Below are 21,018 nucleotides of genomic sequence, written 5' to 3' on the forward strand. Positions count from 1 at the left end.
AAGGAGGTCGTCATGAGCGGACATCACCACGATCACGACCACGACCATCATCACGACAACCACTACACCGCCATTGAGGCGCGGGTTAAGGCGCTCGAGACGCTGATGGTCGAGAAGGGCTATGTCGAGCCGGCCGCGCTCGACGCCATCGTCGAGACCTACGAGACGCGGGTCGGCCCGCGCAACGGCGCCCGCGTCGTCGCCAAGGCCTGGACCGACCCGGCCTTTGCCGAGCGGTTGAAGGCGGACGGCACGGCGGCGGTGGCGGAACTCGGCTATGGCGGACGCGGCGGCGAGCACATCGTCGCCTGCTTCAACACGCCCGAGCAGCACAACCTCATCGTCTGCACCCTGTGCTCCTGCTATCCTTGGCCGGTGCTGGGGCTGCCTCCGGTCTGGTACAAATCCCCGCCCTACCGCGCCAAGGCCGTGATCGACCCGCGCGGCACGCTCGCCGATTTCGGCGTCACGCTGCCCGAGGGCCAGCGCATCCGCGTCTGGGACTCGACCGCCGAAACCCGCTTCATCGTCATTCCGATGCGCCCGGCCGGTACCGAGGGCTGGAGCGAGGAGAAGCTCGCCTCCATCGTCAACCGCGACTCGATGATCGGCACGGGGCTGCCCCGCGTGGAGGATGCGCGATGAACAGCGCCCACGACCTCGGCGGCCAGATGGCCTTCGGCCCGGTCAGGCCGGAGCCGAACGAACCGATCTTCCACGGCGACTGGGAAAAGCGCGTTCTCGCGATCAACGTCGCGGCCGGCGCCATGGGCGCCTGGACCATTGACGAGATCCGTCATCACCGCGAGAGCCTGCCTCCGGCGCAATACCTCTCCTCGACCTATTACGAGATCTGGCTCGCCGCTCTCGACAAGGTGCTCGTCAAGCATGGCTTCCTGACCTCGGAGGAACTGCTTTCCGGCAAGCCGGCGCCCTCGCGCCGCGAGCCGAAGCGCGTGCTCAAGGGCGAGGAGGTGCCGGCGGTGCTGCGTCGCGGCTTCCCCTATGAGCGCGAGGCCAGCGCCCCGGCGCGCTTCGCCATCGGCGACAGGGTCCGCACCATCGTGATGCACCCGCAGCATCACACCCGCCTGCCCCGCTATGCCCGCGGCAAGGAAGGCGTGATCGAGCGGATCGTGGGTTGCCACGTCTTCCCCGACACAGGCTCGCAAGGCCTGCCTGAGACCGCGCAATGGCTCTACACGGTGGTCTTCACCGGCCCCGAGCTCTGGGGCCGCGACGCCGATCCGACCTCCACCGTGAGCGTCGAGGCCTGGGAGAGCTATCTTGAGCCGGCATGAAAGCGATCTCGCGGCCGCACTGGCCGCCGACACCCCGATCCCGCGCGATGCGGAGGGTCCGATCTTCGCCGAGCCCTGGCAGGCCCTGGTCTTCGCGCTGGTGGTAGCGCTGCAGAGCAAGGGCGTCTTCACGGCGGACGAATGGGCGCAGGCGCTCGGCGCCGAGATCCGCGAAGCTCTGGCCGCCGGCGGCTGCCGGGATGGCTCGGACTATTACGAGCGCTGGTGCGAGGCGCTGGAACACCTGCTGATCGAGAAGGGGCTGGCCTCCCACGGCGGCGTCGACGCGCTCGCTGCCTCCTGGGCCCGCGCCGCCGAGGCGACCCCGCACGGCAAGCCGATCCTGCTGGAGAACGACCCGCTGCGCTGAATGGCCGTCATGCTCGGGCTTGACCCGAGCATCTCGGAAACCAGCGCCATCTCGTCATGAGATTCTCGGGTCGTCGCTCCGCGCCGCCCGAGACTGACGGGAGGCTCTAGCTGCCCGCCATCCACATCCCGGCGAACAGCGCCCCGCCCAGCACCGCGACGAAGGCGGCGGCCAGCAGTTCGAGGCCGCCGATGATCCGCGCGCCGCGAAGGCTGCCGCCGCCCGCGAGCTTCAGCGCCGCGAACTTGAAGAAGACCGCGACAGCCGCGAGCGCGCCCGTCGTCAGTGCCGTGCCGAGAGCCATGGCGAGAGCCGCCGCGACACCGGCCCAGAACAGCCCCTGCAAGGCGGCGAAGACGAGCACGATCAGCGCTCCCGCACAGGGCCGCAGGCCGGCCGCCAGCACGACGCCTGCCATCTCGCGCCAGCCGGCAAGCCGCGAAACCGCTTCGGCATCGGGCAGATGGACATGGTCGCAGGCCGCCGGATCATGGGCGCCGCCCGCATCGAGCGCGACGAAGGCGCCAGCTTTGCGCCAGAGGATCAGCAGCCCGACCAGCGCGACGAACAGGAAACTGCCCTGCTCGATCACCTGCGCCGCAGCGTTCATCCGTACAGCCGTCGTGCGCAACAGCAGCGTCGCCACCGCCACGATGCCGATCGCCACCAGCGCCTGCAGCAGGGCCGCCGCGAAGCTCAAGACCAGGCCCCGCTTCAGGCTGCGGTTGTCGGCGACGATATAACCGGAGATCACAGCCTTGCCGTGCCCCGGCCCGGCCGCGTGGAAGACGCCATAGCCGAAGGATAGCCCGAGCAACCCCCAAAGCGCGGCCGGCTGCTCGGCGATGCTTTTCAGAGCCGCCGTGAGGTCCCGATAGAAGCTCGACTGCCAGGCGATGATCAGCGCGCCGAACCCCGTAGTCGAGGGCAGCGCCTCGCGCGGCAGCGCCGCCCCGAAGGGATTGCGCGGCGGGGGAGGCGGGGGCGGGCTGACCGCCGCGATCACCATGGCCAGAAGCGTCATCATGCCCGCGACTACAAGCAGTGCCGCTACGAAGACGACGAGCCGCCGCGAAAGAGCGGCTCCCGCCGGGCGCATCGCCTCTGCCGGCGTCAGGGACATGCCACCAGCGCCCGCGTGGTCACCTGCAGGCCGCTCACATCCGGGGTCTCGGTAACGTCCGCCTCGGCGAGGCGCTTCTGCGTCGCATCATCGAGCTTGGCCGGCCGTGCGACGCGCACGATGCACCCCTGCGGCGCGTCCTTGGCGACGACCGCATCCGGCGCATCGACGATCTCGAAGGCGACGAAATAGGTGGGGTCGCCAATCTCGATGCCGAAGGAGCGCGCCTTCAGAGGGCTCTTCAGCGGCAGCGTGAAAGTCAGCGTCAGGACCTTGTCCTCATAGCTCATGCCCTCCTCGCCGGGCATGGCGAACTCCTGCTGGCGGCCATTGATCTTGGCGGTGGTGAAGAAGTCGACATCGGGCAGCGATTCGGTGTTGGTCTTGGCGAGCTCCGCCAGCTCGTCCGGAGTCACCTTGCCATCGCCGTTCTTGTCCAGCCCTTGGGTGATATAGGCCGAATAGGCCTCGTCGAAGCTCCAGCGATGGCGGATCGCCCGCACGGAGCCGTCCGGTGCGAAGACGATCTCGGCCTTCGCCTTGACGAAGACATGCGGATGCGCCGCCGCGCTGCCGGCGAAGCCGCAGGCGAGAGCAAATCCGGCCAGGGCCGAAAGCAGCCTCGATCGCATCAAGGACGGAACCCTCCTCGGTTTCGGGCACGCTCGCCGGATCATGGTTAACCGATCGTCAACGCGCGGCTCAACCCGGCGCGCTGTCACAGCCATCCCTGCCAAACGGGGCCAAATCGCGGCACATCTCATCAAGCCGAGCGCGTCGTTTCATAGTCACGCTGGACCGGCCGTCAAAAATTGGAATGATACCAGATTGATTGACCGCCCCCGGCCATCATGTCAGCCTCGCTGACATATCTGCCGCTGTGACGGCATGGCATGAGGCCGGAGCAACCGGCCCGCCTGGGGAAACGACGATCCGGGAGGTCGGCCATGGCCGAGAGACCGAACCAATCGGGCACTGCGGCGGGCGCGCTGCGAGAGGTCGCGCTCGACGACAAATACGACCTCGACAAGCGCGAGGTCTTCCTCACCGGCACGCAGGCCGTGGCCCGGATGCTGCTGATGCAGCGCGAGCGGGACCGGCAGGCCGGCTTGAACACCGCTGGTTTCGTCTCGGGCTATCGTGGCTCGCCGCTGGGCGGGCTCGACCAGCAGCTGCTGCGCGCGGGCAAGACGCTGAAGGCCGCGAACATCGTCTTCCAGCCGGGGTTGAACGAGGATCTCGCGGCCACCGCCATCTGGGGCACGCAGCAGGCGGGGCTCAGCGGCGAGGGCAAATACGACGGCGTCTTCGCGCTCTGGTATGGCAAGGGGCCGGGCGTCGACCGCTCGGGAGACGTCTTCCGCCACGGCAACATGGCCGGCACCGATCCCAGGGGCGGCGTCATCTGCCTGATGGGCGACGACCACACCGCCGAATCCTCGACCAACGCCCACCAGACCGAGTTCGTCCTCGTCGACCGGATGATGCCGATCCTGAACCCGGCCGGCGTGCAGGAGATTATCGAGTACGGCCTGCACGGCATCGCGCTCTCGCGCTTCGCCTCGGTCTGGGTCGGCATCAAATGCGTCAAGGACAACATCGAATCGACCGCCTCCATCGACGGCTCGCTCGGCCGCGTCTCGATCGTCACGCCCACCGATTTCGCCATGCCGCCGGGCGGCCTCGCCATCCGCCGCGAGCTCGATTTCCTCGAGCAAGAACGCCGGCTCCATCTCTACAAGCGCGACGCGATGCTGGCCTATCTCAGGGCCAACAGGCTCAACCGCATCGTCACCCATGGTGGAGCCAAGCCGCGCATCGGCATCGCCACCGTCGGCAAGTCCTATCTCGATGTGCGCCAGGCAATGGAGGATCTCGGCATCGACGAGGTCCGCGCCAACGATCTCGGCATCCGCCTGTTCAAGCTCGCCTGCCCATGGCCGATCGACCCGGCCGAGCTGAAGAGCTTCGCCGAAGGCCTCGACCTCATCATGGTGGTCGAGGAGAAGCGCTCGCTGATCGAGGTCCAGGTCCGTGAGGAGCTTTATGGCGCGGCGCAGCAGCCGATGGTGATCGGCAAGAAGGACGAGAAGGGCGAATGGCTCTTCCCCGTCCATGCGGCGCTCGACCCCAACGACATCGCCATCGCGCTCGGCTCGCGGCTGCTCCAGTACCAGGACGATCCCGCGTTACGGGCGCGTCTGGAGGAGATCGCCGCGGCGCAGGGCCGGCTCGCCGAGGCGCAGGAGATCGCGAAGCGCACGCCCTATTTCTGCTCGGGCTGCCCGCACAACTCCTCCACCGTGGTGCCCGAGGGCTCGCGCGCCTATGCCGGCATCGGCTGCCACTACATGGTGCAGTGGATGGACCGGGACACGGCGGGCTTCACCCAGATGGGCGGCGAGGGCGCCAACTGGGTCGGCGAAGCACCCTTCTCGACGCGCGGCCATGTCTTCCAGAATCTCGGCGACGGCACCTACACCCATTCCGGCTCGCTCGCGATCCGCTGGGCCGTCGCGAGCGGCGTCAACGTCACCTACAAGCTGCTCTACAACGACGCCGTCGCCATGACCGGCGGCCAGCAGGCGGAAGGCCATCTGACGCCAGACCAGATGGCCCGACAGGTCGCAGCCGAGGGAGTCCGGCGCATCGCCTTGGTCAGTGACGAGCCCGATAAGTACCCGGCCACCACGCAATGGCCCGCGGGCACGACGCTGCATCACCGCGACGAGATCGACGCCGTGCAACGCGAATTGGCGACGGTCTCCGGCGTCTCGCTCCTGCTCTACGACCAGACCTGCGCGACCGAGAAGCGCCGGCGCCGCAAGCGGGGCGCCTATCCCGATCCGGACAAGCGCGTGATCGTCAACGAGCTGGTCTGCGAGGGCTGTGGCGATTGCGGCGTGCAGTCGAACTGCGTCTCGGTGCAGCCGCTGGAGACCGAGTTCGGCCGCAAGCGCCAGATCGACCAGTCGAACTGCAACAAGGATTTCTCCTGCCTTAAGGGCTTCTGCCCCTCCTTCGTCACCGTCCATGGCGCGCGGCCGAAAAAGGCAGACCCGCTGCGGCTCGATGCCGATGCGCTCGGCGCGGGCGATCTGCCCGAGCCCGTCATCCCGGCGCTGGATCGCAGCTTCGCCGTGATCGTCACCGGGGTCGGCGGCACCGGCGTCGTCACCATCGGCGCGATCCTCGGCATGGCCGCGCATCTCGAGGGCAAGGGTTGCGGCATGATCGACATGGCCGGCCTCGCCCAGAAGGGCGGCGCCGTCTTCAGCCACGTCAAGCTCGCGCCCCGGCCCGACGACATCCACGCCATCCGCGTCGCGGCCGGGCAGGCCGATCTGGTGCTCGGCTGCGACCTCACCGTCACCGGCTCGAAGAAGGTCCTCGGCGCGATCCGCCCGGAAGCCGGCACCGTCATCGTCAACACCGCCGAGAGCCTGCCGGGGGACTTTACCCGCAACGCCGATTTCTCGCTGCCGACAGAGCGGCTGAAGCGCGCGATCCTCGCTGCGGCCGGCAAGGAACGCACCCGCTTCGTCGATGCCACGGCGGCCGCGACCGCCTTCCTCGGCAATGCCATTGCCGCCAACATGTTCATGCTCGGCCAGGCGTGGCAGCTAGGGGCCGTGCCGCTCTCCCGCACGGCGCTCGTCAAGGCGATCGAGCTCAATGGCGAGGCGGTTGCGATGAACCTGCAGGCCTTCGAGCTCGGCCGCCGCGCCGCTCATGATCCCGAGGCGCTGGCGCAAATGCTCGGGCAGACCAAGGCCGCAACCCCGTCCCGCCGCTTCTCCCAGACGCTGGAGGAGGTCATCGCCCGCCGCGTCGCCTTTCTCGCGGCCTACCAGAACACCGCCTATGGCGCGCGCTATCGCCATCTCGTCTCCCGCGTGCAGACGCGCGAAGCCGCCGTGATGCCTGGCCAGACCGGACTCAGCGAAGCCGTCGCCCGCAACCTCTTCAAGCTGATGGCCTACAAGGACGAATACGAGGTCGCGCGGCTCTACAGCGACGGCGCCTTCCGCCGGCAGGTCGCGGCGACCTTCGAGGCCGACAGCGCGGGGGGCAAACCGCTGCGCTTCGAGTTCCACCTCGCCCCACCGCTGTTGGCGCGGCGCGATCCGAACACCGGCCTGCCGCGCAAGATCGGCTTCGGACCCTGGATGATGGGCGCCTTCGCCGTGCTGGCGAAGCTCAAGGGGCTGCGCGGCACCGCCCTCGACATCTTCGGCTACACGCAGGAGCGCCGCACCGAGCGCCGGCTGATCGCGGATTACGAAGCGCTGCTGAACGAGCTGCTGACGCGGCTTTCGCCAGAGAACAACGCACTCTGCACGGCGCTGGCGGCGATCCCGGAGAAGATCCGCGGCTTCGGCCACGTCAAGGAGCGGCATCTCAAGGCGGCGAAGGCGGAGGAGGCGGCCCTGCTGGCGCAGCTGAGGGATGAGGGATCGACCCCGTCGACCCTGCCCCAGGCTGCGGAATGAGACCCGGGGAACCCTCTCCTGCAAGGAGAGGGTTCCAGCGCCTCTTCGGTTCAGCTTGAGCCAATCACCATCGGCCCCCATACTGAGCCGGCCCCGCCTTCTAAGGACTGCCTGTGATCGCCCCCGAGGAACTGCGCGCCATCGCTTCCTGGTCCCGCGACCTTTCAGAGGCCGAGTTCGAGGAGGCACGGCGCGGCATCTCCTTCAAGAGCTATGGCAAGGGCGCCTCGATCTGCCATGTCGGCGACCGGCTCGAGGCCTGGACCGGCGTGGCCGAAGGGCTGGTCAAGATGGCGACCACCTCGAAGACCGGCAAATCCGCGACGCTGGCCGGGCTTCGTGGCGGCGCCTGGTTCGGCGAGGGCACGGTCATCAAGGCCGAGCCGCGCCGCTACGAACTGGTGGCATTGCGCGAGACGCGGCTCGCCCTGATGCGCCGCGCCACCTTCCTGTGGTTGTTCGAGCATTCGGCGGCGTTCAACCGCTTCCTCGTCCACCAGTTCAACGAGCGCCTCGCCCAGTTCATCTCGCTGGCCGAGACGGAACGCACGCTCGATTCCACCGGGCGTCTGGCGCGCAATCTCGCCTGGCTCTTCAACCCGATCCTGTACCCCGACCTCGACCGGACGCTGGCGATCTCGCAGGAGGAGCTCGGCATGCTCGCCGGCATCTCGCGCCAGATGGCCAATCAAGGTCTGGCGAAGCTGGCGGATGTCGGGCTGATCGAGCTCGGCCACGGCAGCATCACCATCCGGGACCTCGACAAGCTGGCCCGCTACGAAGGTTGAGGTTTTCCAGCATGGCACCAAACCGCATCTCGCGCGTTGCCTTTCCCGAACAGCCTCGTGCTGAGAAAGGAACTTCGAGATGTTTGGGCTCTTCGACCTGTTCATGAAACGGGTCAATGACCAGGCCGCCGAATACGCTGCGACGCAGTCACGGATCGCCCGGCGCAGCTGGAACGAATGGGCCGACCCCTTCAACACGCTTCAGCCTGTGAAAATCGCCGTCCACCGCTCCGCGCGCGGCGCGATGCGGCATCGCGACCCGGCGGGACACCGCAGCTCCACCTGAACGCCAGCCAACTTTCTCATTCAGGCTTCATTGGAACGCGCTGCGCTTCAATGCGGCCATGGACAGTCATCGACTGAAGGAGACGACCATGCGTAGATTTCTGATGGCCGCCGGCTTGACCCTTGCCGCGATCGCCGCCTCTCCGGCCGGCGCCGCGCCGCAAAGCGCTCCGCAGGCCCGGGCGCTGGACACGCTTCCGGCCGAATATACCCGCCACACCCGTGAGCATCGTCACTGGGAGGTTCAGCGGAACATGGAGCGCCAGCACCGGCGTGACTCCTACCGCCATGGCCGTGGCTATGATCGCGGCTATGGCTACGGATATCGTCATCGCGGCCCGCCGCCGCACGCGCCGGCCTATGGCTATCGCCGCAACAACTACTATCGCTACTGATCGCTCTCGCGACGGCCGAACCGGCCCGCAGCTCCACCGAGCTGCGGGCCGTTTTCGTTGCATAGGTCTTTGGTCGCAGCGACATCGCAGCGGCGCCGATGCAGGCACAGCGGACAGCAGATCGACCGAATTGCTTGGGAAAGGCTGGGTGTAGACTGCCGCAAAGGGACGAATTCAGACCTCGCCGTGACCATAGTCACCAAAAGGGGAATTGTCTGTCAAGCACCTCCTTGCGAAGATGGCCCCCGCCTGCAAGGCTTGCATGAGAACGAGGTCGGAACCGGCCCGCAGAAGAAGCCGCCACACGCATGGCGGCTCGTCAGGGAGAACGCAATCGTGGCAAGCGGCACCGCCGGCGAGGCGGATACCTTTCCGAAGTTGCTGTTGCGCAATGCCCGCGAGCGCGCCTCGCGCGTCGCCTTCCGCCACAAGGACCTCGGCATCTGGCAGTCATGGAACTGGGCCGAGGTCGCGACCCATGTCCGCGATTTCGCCAAGGGCCTGCAGGATCTCGGGCTGAAGCGCGGCGAGAAGGTCGCGATCGTCGGCTACAACCGGCCGCGGCTCTACTGGTCGATGTGCGCGGCGCAGTGGCTCGGCGCGGTCCCCGTTCCCGTCTATGCCGACAGCGTCGCCGAGGAGATGGCCTATGTCCTCGATCATGCCGAGGCGGTCTTCGCCGTGGTGCAGGACCAGGAGCAGGTCGACAAGATCCTCTCCATCGCCGAGCGGCTGCCGCATCTGCGGCACATGCTCTATGATGAGCCGCGCGGCCTGCGCGACTACGACCACGCCAAGCTCCACGCCATCGAGGCGGTGATGCAGGCAGGCCATCGGGCGCTGAAGGACCCGCAGGCCGAGGCCGCCTTCGCCCGCGAGATGGAGCAGGGCAAGGGCTCCGATCTCGGCATCATCCTCTACACCTCCGGCACCACCGGCCGGCCCAAGGGCGTGATGCTCTCGCATTACAACGTCATCGTCGCCGCCGAGATCGGCTGCGGCTTCGACGGGCTGACCGAGAGCGACGAGGTCATCGCCTATCTGCCGATCGCCTGGGTCGGCGACCATGTCTTCTCCTATGCGCAGGCGATGCTGGCCGGCTTCTGCGTCAACTGCCCCGAGAGCCCGGACACGGTGATCGATGACCGCCGCGAGGTCGGCACCACCTATGCCTTCGCTCCGCCGCGCGTCTTCGAGAACATGCTGACGATCACCATGGTGCGCATGGAGGATGCGGGCGCCCTGAAGCGGAAGATGTTCCACTACTTCCTCGGCGTCGCGAAGCAGTATGGCGAGAAGATCCTGAATGGCGAAAGCGTGCCGCTGAAGGGCCGGCTGCTCTACAAGCTCGGCGACATGCTGGTCTACGGGCCGCTGCGCAACCGCTTCGGCCTCACCAACATCAAGGTCGGCTACACGGCGGGCGAGGCCATCGGCCCCGAGCTCTTCCGGTTCTACCGCTCGATCGGCGTCAACCTGAAGCAGCTCTACGGCCAGACCGAAGCCGGCGTCTACATCACCATGCAGCCCAACGGCGAGATCAAGGCCGACACGGTCGGCAAGCCCGCGCCGCTGGTCGAGATCCGCATCGATGAGAGCGGCGAGGTTCTCTATCGCTCACCCTCGATCTTCGGCGGCTACTACAAGGACCCGGAGAAGACGGCCGAGACGATGACCGCCGACGGCTATGTGCGCTCGGGCGATGCCGGCTTCTTCGACGAGGGTGGCCACCTCAAGATCATCGACCGCGCCAAGGATGTCGGCAAGCTCGCCAGCGGCGAGCTCTTCCCGCCGAAATACCTCGAGAACAAGCTGAAATTCTATCCGAACATCAAGGAGGCGGTGGCCTTCGGCCAGGGCCGCGACTACGCCACCGTCGCGATCAACATCGACCTGACAGCAGTCGGCAACTGGGCCGAGCGCAACAACGTCGTCTACGCTTCCTATCAGGAGCTCGCGGGCCACGATCTGGTCTACGACATGATCGCGAAGCATGTCGACGAGGTGAACCGCTCGCTCGCCGCCGAGCCGATGATGGGCGGCGCCCAGATCAAGCGCTTCCTCATCCTGCACAAGGAACTCGACGCCGACGACGGCGAACTGACGCGCACGCAGAAGGTTCGCCGCGGCTTCATCGCCGAGCGCTACGCCCCTCTGGTCGCCGCGCTCTATGACGGCTCCGAGATCGCCGACATCTCGACCGAAGTCACCTTCGAGGACGGCCGCAAGGGCGTGATCTCGGCCCGCGTCAAGGTCCGCGACGCCAAGACCTATCCCGTCACAGTCGAGGGGGCGCCGGCAGCGGCGAAGGCGGCATGAACGCGGAGCCGATCAACGTGACGGGCACCCCTCTCCGCGACAAGGGCGAGGTCCTGCTCTCGGTCGAGAACATCTCGCTGCGCTTCGGCGGCGTGAAGGCGATCACCGACGTCTCCTTCGACATCCGCAAGGGCGAGATCCGCGCCATCATCGGCCCCAACGGTGCCGGCAAGACCTCGATGCTGAACTGCATCAACGGCTTCTACCAGCCGCAGGAAGGCCAGATCGTCTTCAAGGGCGAGCGCCGCGCCAAGATGCGCCCGCACCGCGCCGCCGCCGGCGGCATCGCCCGCACCTTCCAGAACGTCGCGTTGTTCAAGGGCATGTCGACGCTCGACAACATCATGACCGGCCGCACCCTCAAGATGAAGAAGGGCTTCTTCTGGCAGGCGCTGCGCCATGGCCCGGCGATGCAGGAGGAGATCGAGCACCGCCGCGTCGTCGAGGACATCATCGACTTCCTGCAGATCGAGCACATCCGCAAATTGCCGGTCGGCAAGCTGCCCTACGGCTTGCAGAAGCGCGTCGAGCTCGGCCGGGCGCTGGCGATGGAACCGGAGCTGCTGCTGCTCGACGAGCCGATGGCCGGCATGAACCTCGAGGAGAAGGAGGACATGTGCCGCTTCATCCTCGACGTGAACAACCAGTTCGGCACCACCATTGCGCTGATCGAGCACGACATGGGCGTGGTCATGGACCTGTCCGACCGGGTCGTCGTGCTCGAATACGGCCGCAAGATCGCCGATGGCACGCCGGAAGAGGTCAAGGCCGACCAGCGCGTCATCGATGCCTATCTCGGCGTGGCGCATTGAGGAGCGTGGACCCATGAGCGACATCGCCACCCGCCCCGCCCCGAACGTCTTCGCCAATCCCATGGTGAAGGCCGGCCTGATCGCCGCGGCCATCGTCGCCGCGATCGCCATCGGCGTCCGGCTCGATCCGTCCAACACGCTCTACGCCATCTTCGTCGACCCGTTCCAGCAGATGGTCCAGGCGCCCGATCTCCTGGTGCAGACCATCTGGGAAGGGCTCGTCTCCGGCGTGCTCTATGCGCTGATCGCGCTCGGCTTCGTGCTGATCTTCAAGGCCTCGGGCGTGTTCAACTTCGCCCAGGGCATCATGGTCGTCTTCGCGGCGCTGACGCTGGTCGGGCTCTACGAGAAGGGCGTGCCGGCCTTCCTCGCCGTCATCCTGACGCTCGGCGTGATGTTCGCGCTCGCCGTTACCATCGAACGCGTGGTGCTGCGCCCGCTGGTCAATCAGCCCGACATCATCCTGTTCATGGCGACCTTCGGCATCACCTATTTCCTGATCGGCTTCGGCGAATCCCTCTTCGGCGGCAATCCGAAGCAGATGATCACCGAGCAGCTCTACCTGCCGAAGGGCGCGATCGACCTGCAGATCCTCGGCGGCCTGGTCTCGCTGCAGAAGATCGACATCGCCGCCGCGATCATCGCCTCGCTGATGATCGGGCTGCTGGCCCTGTTCTTCCAGTACACCCGCATCGGAAGAGCGCTGCGCGCGGTGGCCGACAGCCACAAGGCGGCGCTTTCGGTCGGCATCTCGCTGAACCAGATCTGGGTCATCGTCTGGTTCACCGCCGGCATCGTCGCGCTCATCACCGGCATCATGTGGGGCGCGCGCTCGGACGTCTCCTTCGCGCTGGAGATCGTCGCGCTGAAGGCCCTGCCCGTGCTGATCCTCGGCGGCTTCACCTCGATCCCGGGCGCCATCGTCGGCGGCCTCATCATCGGCGTCGGCGAGAAGCTCGGCGAGTTCTACTGGGGCCCGCTGATCGGCGGCGGCATCGAGAGCTGGCTCGCCTATTTCATTGCGCTGGGCTTCCTGCTGTTCCGGCCGCAGGGCCTGTTCGGCGACAAGATCATCGAACGCATCTGAGGAGCCGGACGACATGCTCTACCGCGAGGCCGGCCAGTACAAATCGACCTACGCCGCCGACATGGCTGTCTTCCCGCTCAGGGAGGACCGGATCGGCATCGCCGTGATCCTGGGCATCGCCCTGGTGGCGGTCCCCTTCCTTGGCAGCGACTTCTTCATCGCCTCGGTGATGATCCCCTTCCTCATCTTCTCGCTGGCGGCGATCGGGCTCAACATCCTGACCGGCTATACCGGGCTGATCTCGCTCGGCACCGCGGCCTTCATGGGTGTCGGCGCCTATGCCTGCTACAAGCTGACGACCTTCTTCCCGAACGTGAACATCATCGTCCTGATCCTCGTCTCGGGGCTGTTCTCGGCCGGCATCGGCGTACTCTTCGGCCTGCCCTCGCTGCGCATCAAAGGCTTCTATCTCGCCGTCGCGACGCTCGCCGCGCAGTTCTTTCTGCAATGGGCTTTCGTCCGCGTGCCCTGGCTGTTCAACTACAATGCCTCCGGCGCCATCGAGGTGCCGCAGCGCACGCTCTTTGACATCCCCGTCACCGGCGCTTCCGCCACGCCCGAGACGCGCTATTTCGTCTGCCTCGGCCTCGTCGTGGTGCTGACCTGGTTCGCCTCTAACCTTGTTCATGGAAAGCTGGGGCGGTCATGGATGGCCGTGCGCGACATGGACATCGCCGCCGAGCTGATGGGCATCAAGCTGCTCAACGCCAAGCTCGGCGCCTTCGCCGTCTCCTCCTATTTCGCCGGCGTCGCCGGGGCGATGATGATCTTCCTCTGGTACGGCGGCGGCGAGGCGGCGGACGTCTTCTCGATCCGGCTCTCCTTCAACATCCTGTTCATGGTCATCATCGGGGGGCTCGGCTCGCTGATCGGCTCCTTCTTCGGCGCGGCCTTCCTCTCGGTGCTGCCGACGGCGCTGAAGTTCGGCCTGCCGGCCCTGGGCGTGCCGCTCACCGGCGCCACCGCCGAGCACGTCACCTTCATGCTGGTCGGCGCGCTGATCATCTTCTTCCTGATCGTCGAGCCGCATGGGCTGGCTCGCCTCTGGCAGATCGGGAAGCAGAAGCTGCGGACGTGGCCCTTCCCCTACTGACCCGGGGGCGGTCCGATTAACGACCGGCGACAACGAAGCGCCGGCGCTTGAAGACCGGGGAGGCGACAGCCAGCCCGGACAGAGGAAACGAACGGAGGAAGTTCATGAAGACCAGCATTCTGATGAAGGGCGCGGCACTCGGGGCCCTCTTGGCGTCGACCGCCGCCATCATGCCCGCCTCGGCGCAGGACACGATCTACTTCTCCAACAACGCCTATCGCACCGGCCCGTTCTCCGGCTCCGGCATCCCGATCGGCGACGGCATGCGCGACTACATCTCGATGATCAACGAGCGCGACGGCGGCGTGAACGGCGTCAAGATCATCTACGAGGAGTGCGAGACCGGCTACGACACCAAGAAGTCGATCGAGTGCTACGAGCAGGTCAAGTCGAAGACCATCGTCTACTCGCCCTGGTCGACCGGCGCGACGCTGGCCGCGATCCCGCGCGCCCATGTCGACAAGCTGCCGATCCTCTCCATGGCCTATGGCCTCTCGGCCTCGGCCGACGGCACGAACTTCCCCTGGGTCTTCATCCCGCCGCTGACCTATTGGGACGGCGCCTCGGTGATGGTGAAGCACATGGCGGCCGAGCTCGGCGGCATGGACAAGCTCAAGGGCAAGAAGCTCGGCCTGATCCATCTCGACGCGCCTTTCGGCAAGGAGCCGATCCCGGTGCTCGAGAACCTCGCCAAGAAATACGGCTTCGAGCTCAAGCTCTATCCCGTCGCGGCGGCCGACATGCAGAATCAGGGCTCGCTCTGGCTCTCGATCCGCCGCGACCGGCCGGACTTCCTCTACAACCAGGGCTGGGGCGCGATGAACCCGACCGCGGTCAAGGAGGCGATCAAGAACAACTTCCCGATCAACAAGCTGGTCGGCGTCTGGTGGGCCGGCGGTGACGACGACGCCCGCGCGGGCGGCGCCGAGGCCAAGGGCTACAGGTCTCTGAACTTCAACGCTGCGGGCCAGAACTTCCCGGTCATCCAGGACATCCTCAAGCATGTCGTGGAGAAGGGTAAGAGCACGACGCCGAAGGAGAAGGTCGGCGAGAACCTCTACAACCGCGGCGTCTACAACTCGATGCTCGTCGTCGAGGCGATCCGCACCGCCCAGAAGCTGACCGGCAAGAAGGTGATCACCCCGGAGGACATGCGCCGCGGGCTCGAGAGCCTCAATGTCGACGAGGCGCGCCTCAAGGAGATCGGCATGGCCGGCTTCGCCTCCCCGGTGAAGATCACCTGCGCCGACCACTCCGGCCACCACAAGGCCTATGTCGCCGAGTGGGACGGCACCAAATGGACGCAGAAGGGCGACTGGATCGAGCCGATGAAGGACGAGGTCCGCCCGCTCATCGAGGCCAACGCCAAGGACTATGTCGAGAAGGCCGGCAACTGGCCCAAGCGCACCGAGCCCTGCGAGAAGTCGTCCTGATCTGACGGCAGCCGGCGGCGGCTCCCCGCCGCCGGCACCCCTTCGTTACCGATTGTCCGGGAGAGGCCGATGTCGACCGCCACCCTCGAAAAGCCAGCCTCCGCGACGGCCAGCGACACCATCCTGTCGCTGAACAACATCGAGGTCATCTACGACCATGTCGTGCTGGTGCTGAAAGGCGTCTCGCTCACCGTACCACGCAAGGGCATCGTCGCGATCCTGGGCGCCAACGGCGCCGGCAAGACCACGACGCTGAAGGCGATCTCCAACCTGCTCAAGGCCGAGCGCGGCGAGGTCACCAAGGGCTCGATCGTCTTCGACGGCGAGCGCGTCGACAAGATGTCGCCGAACGAGCTGGTGCGGCGCGGCTGCATCCAGGTGATGGAAGGCCGCCACTGCTTCGGCCATCTCTCGATCGAGGAAAACCTGCTCACCGGCGCCTTCACCCGCCGCGACGGCAATGCCGCGATCAAGCGCGACCTCGAGAAGATCTACGAGCTCTTTCCGCGCCTGAAGCAGCGCCGCAATTCGCAGGCCGGCTACACCTCCGGCGGAGAGCAGCAGATGTGCGCCGTCGGCCGCGCGATGATGTCGAAGCCGAAGATGATCCTGCTCGACGAGCCCTCGATGGGCCTCGCCCCGCAGATCGTCGAGGAGATCTTCGAGATCGTCCGCAGGCTCAATGCCGAGGAGGACGTCTCCTTCCTCGTCGCCGAGCAGAACACCAACATGGCCCTGCGCTACGCGACCTATGGCTACATCATGGAGACCGGCCGCGTCGTCATGGACGGCGAGGCGAAGATGCTGCGCGAGAACGAGGACGTGAAGGAGTTCTATCTCGGCGTCGCCGAGGGCAACAAGAAGTCCTTCCGGGAAGTGAAAAGCTACAAGCGCCGCAAGCGCTGGCTGTCGTGAAGGCGCCTTTTCCCGCGAGCCCATGAACGAGACCACACCATGACCGAGCATTACGACCCGCTCGAAACCCGCCCGCAGGCCCTGCGCGAGGCCGATCTCTTCGCGCGCCTGCCGAAGCTGCTCGCCGCCGCACGCGCGGCGCCGGCCTATGCCGAGCGCCTGCGCGGCGTCGACCCCGCCGAAATCACCGACCGCAATGCCCTTTCGACCCTGCCGGTCCTGCGCAAGGCAGAGCTGCCGGCTCTCCAGAACGCGGCCCTGCCCTTCGGCGGCTTCGTGCCGTCGCAGCCCTCCTCCTTCGGCCGGCTCTTCACCTCGCCCGGGCCGATCTTCGAACCGGAAGGCATCGCCACAGATGCCTGGAACGCCGCGCGCGGGCTCTATGCCGCAGGTTTCCGCAAGGGCGACATCGTCCTCAACACGTTGAGCTACCACCTGACGCCCGGCGGCTTCATCATGGATTCAGCCGCGCGCGCCGTCGGCTGCGCGGTCATTCCCGCCGGCCCCGGCAACACCGAGCAGCAGATGGAGGTGATTCAGGCCTATCGGCCCACCGCCTATGCCGGCACGCCGGACTTCCTCAAGATTCTGATCGAGGCCGCCGATGCGCGCGGCGTCGACATCTCGTCGATCCGACGCGCCGTGGTCTCGGGCGCCGCCTTCCCGCCCTCGCTCCAGGCCTGGGTCAAGGAGCGCGGCATCGACGCCTACCAGCTCTATGCCACGGCCGATGTCGGCGTCATCGCCTATGAGACGCCCGCCCGCGAGGGCATGGTGCTGAACGAAAACCTGATCGTCGAGATCGTGCGGCCCGGCACCGGCGACCCCGTGCCTGAGGGCGAGGTCGGCGAGGTCGTCGTCACCAATCTCGACCCGCACCACCCGCAGATTCGGCTCGCTGTCGGCGATCTCACGGCCATCCTCTCCGGCCTGAGTTCGTGCGGTCGGACCGGCACCCGCATCAAGGGCTGGATGGGCCGTGCCGACCAGACCGCCAAGATCAAGGGCATGTTCGTGCGCCCCGAGCAGGTGGCCGAAATCGCCAAGCGCCATGTCGAGATCGCGAAGCTGCGCCTCGTCGTCGGCCGCGCCGGCGAGGTCGACACCATGACGCTGAAAGCGGAGATCTACGCCGAGCCCGCCGGCCTGATAGACGCCATGTCCTCGACGCTCCAGCAGGTCACCAAGCTCAAGGGCGCCGTCGAGATCCTGCCCCTCGGAGCTCTGCCCAACGACGGCAAGGTGATTGCGGACGAGCGGTCGGTGGGGTGAGTTCGGCGGAGGTTGTCACCAACCAATCGCCGTTTCCCCCTGCGCTTCCAGCCACGCATTCGCCCGGCTGAACGGCTTCGAGCCGAAGAACCCCCGCCGCGCCGACAGAGGCGACGGATGCGCGCTGGCGATGACGAGATGGCGGCTCTCGTCGATCAGGGGCCGCTTCGTCTGGGCCGGGTTGCCCCAGAGCAGGAAGACGACATGCGGCCGCCCTTTAGAGACGGCCGCGATGACCGCATCCGTCACCGCTCCCCAGCCGAGCGACAGATGTGAGCCCGCCTTGCTCGCGCCTTCGCGGACCGTCAGCGCCGTGTTGAGCAGCAGCACGCCCTGCCGCGCCCAGCGCGTCAGGTCGCCATCGGCCGGCGCCGGCATGCGCATGTCCTCCGCCCGCTCCTTGTAGATGTTCACGAGCGAGCGCGGCAGCGGCGGCGGCCCGACATAGGAGAAGGCGAGCCCATTGGCGTGGCCCGGTGTTGGATAGGGATCCTGTCCGAGGATGACGGCGCGCACCCGGTCGAGCGGCGTCAGCGCCAGCGCCGCGAAGACGCGTTCCGGCGCGGGCGCGACGACATGCCCGGCCGCGCGCTCGGCATCGACGGCGGCGCAGGCGCCGGCAGCCGCGCCGCCAGTCGCGAAGACGGGCAGGTCCCGCCAGCCTTCCGATTCGGGCGAAGCGAGAAAGGCCGCGAGGGCATTCTGGCAAGACATCTTGGAGAGGCTTCCGACAGAGGGCGAAGAGGCTTCGCCGTCATTGCGAGAAGCGAAGCGACGAAGCAATCCAGAAGGACTGGGTCGAACCTCTCACCCGGCCCTCCCGGGTTGCTTCGCAATGCTCGCAGTGACGTTGGTCAGATCTCCGCCTATTTGAGCACGGCCCGGCCCTCGACCTTGGCATCGACCGTGCCGAGCCGGCGCACATAGACCATCACCTCATTGGCCATCAGCTTGCCGTCCGTGAGGCCGATCAGCGTCCTGCCACGCCCCAGCGCGGAGTAGCCGTCGCCGCCCTCCAGCATGAAGTTGTTGGAGGCGACAGTGTACTTGCCGGCCGGATCGATCGGCTTGCCGTCGACCGTGACCGCGGTGACGCGCGAGCCCTGCGGTTGCTTGAGATCGGCTTCGAATTTGAGCCCCGACACCACAGGGAAGCGCCCCGCCCCCTGCGGCGCATCGCGCAGCCCGTTCTCGATCGCGTCCCGCACGTCCTTGCCGGTGATCTCGACCATCACCGTGGCGTTGCCGAAAGGCAGCTCGCTCAGGACGTCGCGGCGCGTCAGCTTCTGCCCGGCAGCATATTGCTTGTTGGCGCGGATGCCGCCGGCATTGGTGATGGCGAGCTGCGCGCCGGTCGCGGAGCGGATCGCGTCCGCGATGAGGTTGCCGATGGCAGTTTCCTGCGTGCGGATCACGCCCGTGCGGGAATCGAGCGGCACAGCCAGCGTGGCGATGTCGATGTCGAGCTCCTTCGAGAGCTCCGACTCGTAGCCCTTCACGATGGCGGCGACGTCCGGATCCGGCGTCGCCGAGCGGGAATCGTTGACGCGGAAGGTCGGCGTCCAGGAGACCTGTCGCGCCGCGCCTTCGCCACGCACGCTGACCGCGATGTCGATGGCGGTGACGTAATTGCCCTCCTCGTTCGACTCCACCATCACGACCTTGCCGTCATAGGCGATGGCGAGATCGTGGTCGTGGCCGGTGAGCACGATGTCGACCACGCGCGAGCGCACGATCTCGTTGTCCATGGCGCGGTCGGCATGGACCACGGCGACGAGGATGTCGGCGCCCTGGCTCTTGAGCACCTTGGCCTCGCGGCGCAGCGCCTCCATCGTCGAGGAGAACTTCAGGTCACCCGGGAAGGAAACCTGCGGCGTCGAATCGAAGGCCGTGCCGATGACGCCCACCTTGATGCCGCCGAGCTCGAAGATCTGGCTGTCCTTGTGGCCGGGCAGCGTGTTGCCCGCGGCGTCTCGCAGATTGGCGGCAAAGGTCGGATAGGTCTGCGCCGCGACGAGCTTGAGATAATTCTCCTTGCCGAAGTCGAACTCGTGATTGCCGGGCACGAAGACGTCGATGCCCATCTTGTTCTGCATCGCGACGATATGGGCGCCCTGGTCGAAGCCCGACATCAGCGAGGGCGAGTAGCAGTCGCCCGCATGGCAGAAGAGGAGCGGCACGCCCTTGGCCCGCTCCGCCTTGGCGATGCCGGCCGCGCGCGCAAAGCCGCCGCGGCCCTTGTCGTCGCTCATCTTGTAGATGTCGTTCAGCAGCAACAGCGTAAAGCTCGGTGCCGGCTGCTGCGCGAGCGCGGCCGGGGTGGTCGCGGCGAGGGCGGCCGGGGCGGCGATGACGCCAAGCGCGTTGCGGCGTGTCAGCTTGGTCATGAGTGCGTTCCCCCAGCAAGGCGCGATGATAGACCTCGCCGACAATATCGCAGTGTCGAGCCGTTCCAATCAAGCGGCTCGCACGGCCCTAGCGATTGGTCATCTGGCTGCGGATGGTGTTGATCTCGTCGCTGAGATGGGCGTAGTTCGCGGCCGAATCGCGGATCCCAGCACGGCGATTGCGCTCGGTCAGCCACGGTCCGTCCCTGAACCAGGTCGTCAGATTGTCCTTGCGGATGTAGTGGTCGAAGGTCGAGTCGGGCAGCTCCTGCGCCTCCACCAGGTATTTGCGGCTCCAGTCATCCTCGCGCACCTGCGCGGGCAGCCAGTCGCGGATGATCTCGATGTCGTCGAGCACGTGCAGGAGCTCGTGCTCCCAGATGACGGCGAAGAGCTTCTGGCTGAGGCGGTCCTTGTCGACGGGGCGATCATCTTCGAGGACATGGACAGAGATCGTCGCCCCGAGAACGACCTCCCCGCCCATGAAGCGCCATGAGACGCGGTTCTGGGGGCCGACATTGCGCTGCCATTGCGTGTCGACGGCGGGGAAGAGGACGGCGAATTCGGCGGTGACCAGACCGTGGACCGAGGCCAGCTGGCTCGGATTGTTCTTCTGGCCGCCGCTCAGCAGTTTCATCATGTCCTCGCGCCGCACGAATTTCGGCAGGCGCAGGTCGCTGGCGGTCAACCCGTCGGGCGGCTTGATAGGATAGCGCCCCTTCGGCACGACCACGGTGTTGGCGTGGACGATCCGGCTCTTGATCTCGAAAGCCGGACCCTTGGCTGTCGGGGGCGGCATGGCATCCCTCCCTGTGCGCCAGCAACGGGACTGTCAAGGCTGATGCTCTGCCGGTTCCTCGGTCTCTGCAAGGCCGGATCGCCATTGTCGCACCCGCGGTCACGGCATTGGACGAAGCTCGGAACTCGTCTAAATCACGGCTCATG

The 21,018-nt window shown here is 66.7% G+C and carries 19 protein-coding genes; 14 read left to right on the top strand and 5 right to left on the bottom strand.

Annotated features, from left to right (window positions below):
• Positions 1–12 precede the first annotated feature (12 nt).
• The 3 genes from nthA to BoBH3_RS04125 are packed head-to-tail and all read left to right on the top strand — an operon-like array spanning position 13 to position 1,671.
• The gene (gene nthA, locus BoBH3_RS04115; protein ID WP_262329466.1) at positions 13–645 is read left to right on the top strand and encodes a nitrile hydratase subunit alpha; all 633 of its coding nucleotides are present in this window, start codon (positions 13–15) and stop codon (positions 643–645) included.
• Positions 642–1,301 (top strand): nitrile hydratase subunit beta, encoded by a 660-nt coding sequence (gene nthB / locus BoBH3_RS04120; RefSeq protein ID WP_262329467.1) that lies wholly within the window; start codon positions 642–644, stop codon positions 1,299–1,301. The genes nthA and nthB overlap by 4 nt, the downstream gene beginning before the upstream one ends.
• Positions 1,288–1,671 (top strand): nitrile hydratase accessory protein, encoded by a 384-nt coding sequence (locus BoBH3_RS04125; protein ID WP_262329468.1) that lies wholly within the window; start codon positions 1,288–1,290, stop codon positions 1,669–1,671. Before nthB ends, BoBH3_RS04125 begins: the two co-directional genes overlap by 14 nt.
• A 106-nt stretch (positions 1,672–1,777) precedes the next feature.
• On the opposite strand, the gene BoBH3_RS04130 is transcribed toward BoBH3_RS04125, so the two are convergent.
• Entirely contained in the window at positions 1,778–2,794 is a 1,017-nt protein-coding gene (locus tag BoBH3_RS04130) for a nickel/cobalt transporter (RefSeq protein WP_262329469.1), read from the bottom strand.
• The gene (locus BoBH3_RS04135; RefSeq protein WP_262329678.1) at positions 2,785–3,426 is read right to left on the bottom strand and encodes a DUF1007 family protein; all 642 of its coding nucleotides are present in this window, start codon (positions 3,424–3,426) and stop codon (positions 2,785–2,787) included. The genes BoBH3_RS04130 and BoBH3_RS04135 overlap by 10 nt, the downstream gene beginning before the upstream one ends.
• A gap of 315 nt (positions 3,427–3,741) precedes the next feature.
• Between BoBH3_RS04135 and BoBH3_RS04140 the strand changes: the two genes are divergently transcribed.
• The 11 genes from BoBH3_RS04140 (at position 3,742) to BoBH3_RS04190 (ending at position 17,686) form a co-directional block, all read left to right on the top strand.
• Positions 3,742–7,287, top strand: coding sequence for an indolepyruvate ferredoxin oxidoreductase family protein (locus tag BoBH3_RS04140; RefSeq protein WP_262329470.1), 3,546 nt, complete (start codon positions 3,742–3,744; stop codon positions 7,285–7,287).
• A 113-nt stretch (positions 7,288–7,400) separates the two neighbouring features.
• Positions 7,401–8,075, top strand: coding sequence for a Crp/Fnr family transcriptional regulator (locus BoBH3_RS04145; RefSeq protein WP_262329471.1), 675 nt, complete (start codon positions 7,401–7,403; stop codon positions 8,073–8,075).
• Between the two features lie 79 nt (positions 8,076–8,154).
• Positions 8,155–8,361 carry a hypothetical protein gene (locus tag BoBH3_RS04150; protein WP_262329472.1) on the top strand — a complete coding sequence of 69 codons (207 nt, stop codon included), beginning with the start codon at positions 8,155–8,157 and terminating at the stop codon, positions 8,359–8,361.
• A gap of 88 nt (positions 8,362–8,449) precedes the next feature.
• Complete coding sequence (locus tag BoBH3_RS04155; protein WP_262329473.1) at positions 8,450–8,755, top strand: hypothetical protein; 306 nt, start codon at positions 8,450–8,452, stop codon at positions 8,753–8,755.
• Between the two features lie 333 nt (positions 8,756–9,088).
• Complete coding sequence (locus BoBH3_RS04160; RefSeq protein WP_262329679.1) at positions 9,089–11,074, top strand: AMP-dependent synthetase/ligase; 1,986 nt, start codon at positions 9,089–9,091, stop codon at positions 11,072–11,074.
• Entirely contained in the window at positions 11,071–11,886 is an 816-nt protein-coding gene (locus BoBH3_RS04165; RefSeq protein WP_262329474.1) for an ABC transporter ATP-binding protein, read from the top strand. The genes BoBH3_RS04160 and BoBH3_RS04165 overlap by 4 nt, the downstream gene beginning before the upstream one ends.
• Positions 11,887–12,058: 172 nt before the next feature.
• Positions 12,059–12,973, top strand: coding sequence for a branched-chain amino acid ABC transporter permease (locus tag BoBH3_RS04170; RefSeq protein WP_262329680.1), 915 nt, complete (start codon positions 12,059–12,061; stop codon positions 12,971–12,973).
• Between the two features lie 13 nt (positions 12,974–12,986).
• Positions 12,987–14,066 (top strand): branched-chain amino acid ABC transporter permease, encoded by a 1,080-nt coding sequence (locus BoBH3_RS04175; protein WP_262329475.1) that lies wholly within the window; start codon positions 12,987–12,989, stop codon positions 14,064–14,066.
• Positions 14,067–14,170: 104 nt separating this feature from the next.
• Positions 14,171–15,499 carry an ABC transporter substrate-binding protein gene (locus BoBH3_RS04180; RefSeq protein ID WP_262329476.1) on the top strand — a complete coding sequence of 443 codons (1,329 nt, stop codon included), beginning with the start codon at positions 14,171–14,173 and terminating at the stop codon, positions 15,497–15,499.
• Between the two features lie 69 nt (positions 15,500–15,568).
• Positions 15,569–16,414: an ABC transporter ATP-binding protein gene (locus BoBH3_RS04185; RefSeq protein WP_262329477.1), complete on the top strand. Its 846-nt coding sequence runs from the start codon at positions 15,569–15,571 to the stop codon at positions 16,412–16,414.
• Between the two features lie 39 nt (positions 16,415–16,453).
• Positions 16,454–17,686 carry a phenylacetate--CoA ligase family protein gene (locus BoBH3_RS04190; protein WP_262329478.1) on the top strand — a complete coding sequence of 411 codons (1,233 nt, stop codon included), beginning with the start codon at positions 16,454–16,456 and terminating at the stop codon, positions 17,684–17,686.
• A gap of 15 nt (positions 17,687–17,701) precedes the next feature.
• On the opposite strand, the gene ung is transcribed toward BoBH3_RS04190, so the two are convergent.
• The 3 genes from ung to BoBH3_RS04205 all read right to left on the bottom strand — a co-directional run bounded on the left by ung (position 17,702) and on the right by BoBH3_RS04205 (position 20,872).
• Positions 17,702–18,400, bottom strand: coding sequence for a uracil-DNA glycosylase (ung, locus tag BoBH3_RS04195; protein ID WP_262329479.1), 699 nt, complete (start codon positions 18,398–18,400; stop codon positions 17,702–17,704).
• 152 nt (positions 18,401–18,552) lie between these two features.
• Positions 18,553–20,073: a bifunctional metallophosphatase/5'-nucleotidase gene (locus BoBH3_RS04200; RefSeq protein WP_262329480.1), complete on the bottom strand. Its 1,521-nt coding sequence runs from the start codon at positions 20,071–20,073 to the stop codon at positions 18,553–18,555.
• Positions 20,074–20,161: 88 nt separating this feature from the next.
• Positions 20,162–20,872 (bottom strand): hypothetical protein, encoded by a 711-nt coding sequence (locus BoBH3_RS04205; protein ID WP_262329481.1) that lies wholly within the window; start codon positions 20,870–20,872, stop codon positions 20,162–20,164.
• Positions 20,873–21,018 lie beyond the last annotated feature (146 nt).

The sequence above is a fragment of the Allobosea sp. BH3 genome (assembly GCF_025499465.1).
Classification (GTDB): domain Bacteria; phylum Pseudomonadota; class Alphaproteobacteria; order Rhizobiales; family Beijerinckiaceae; genus Allobosea.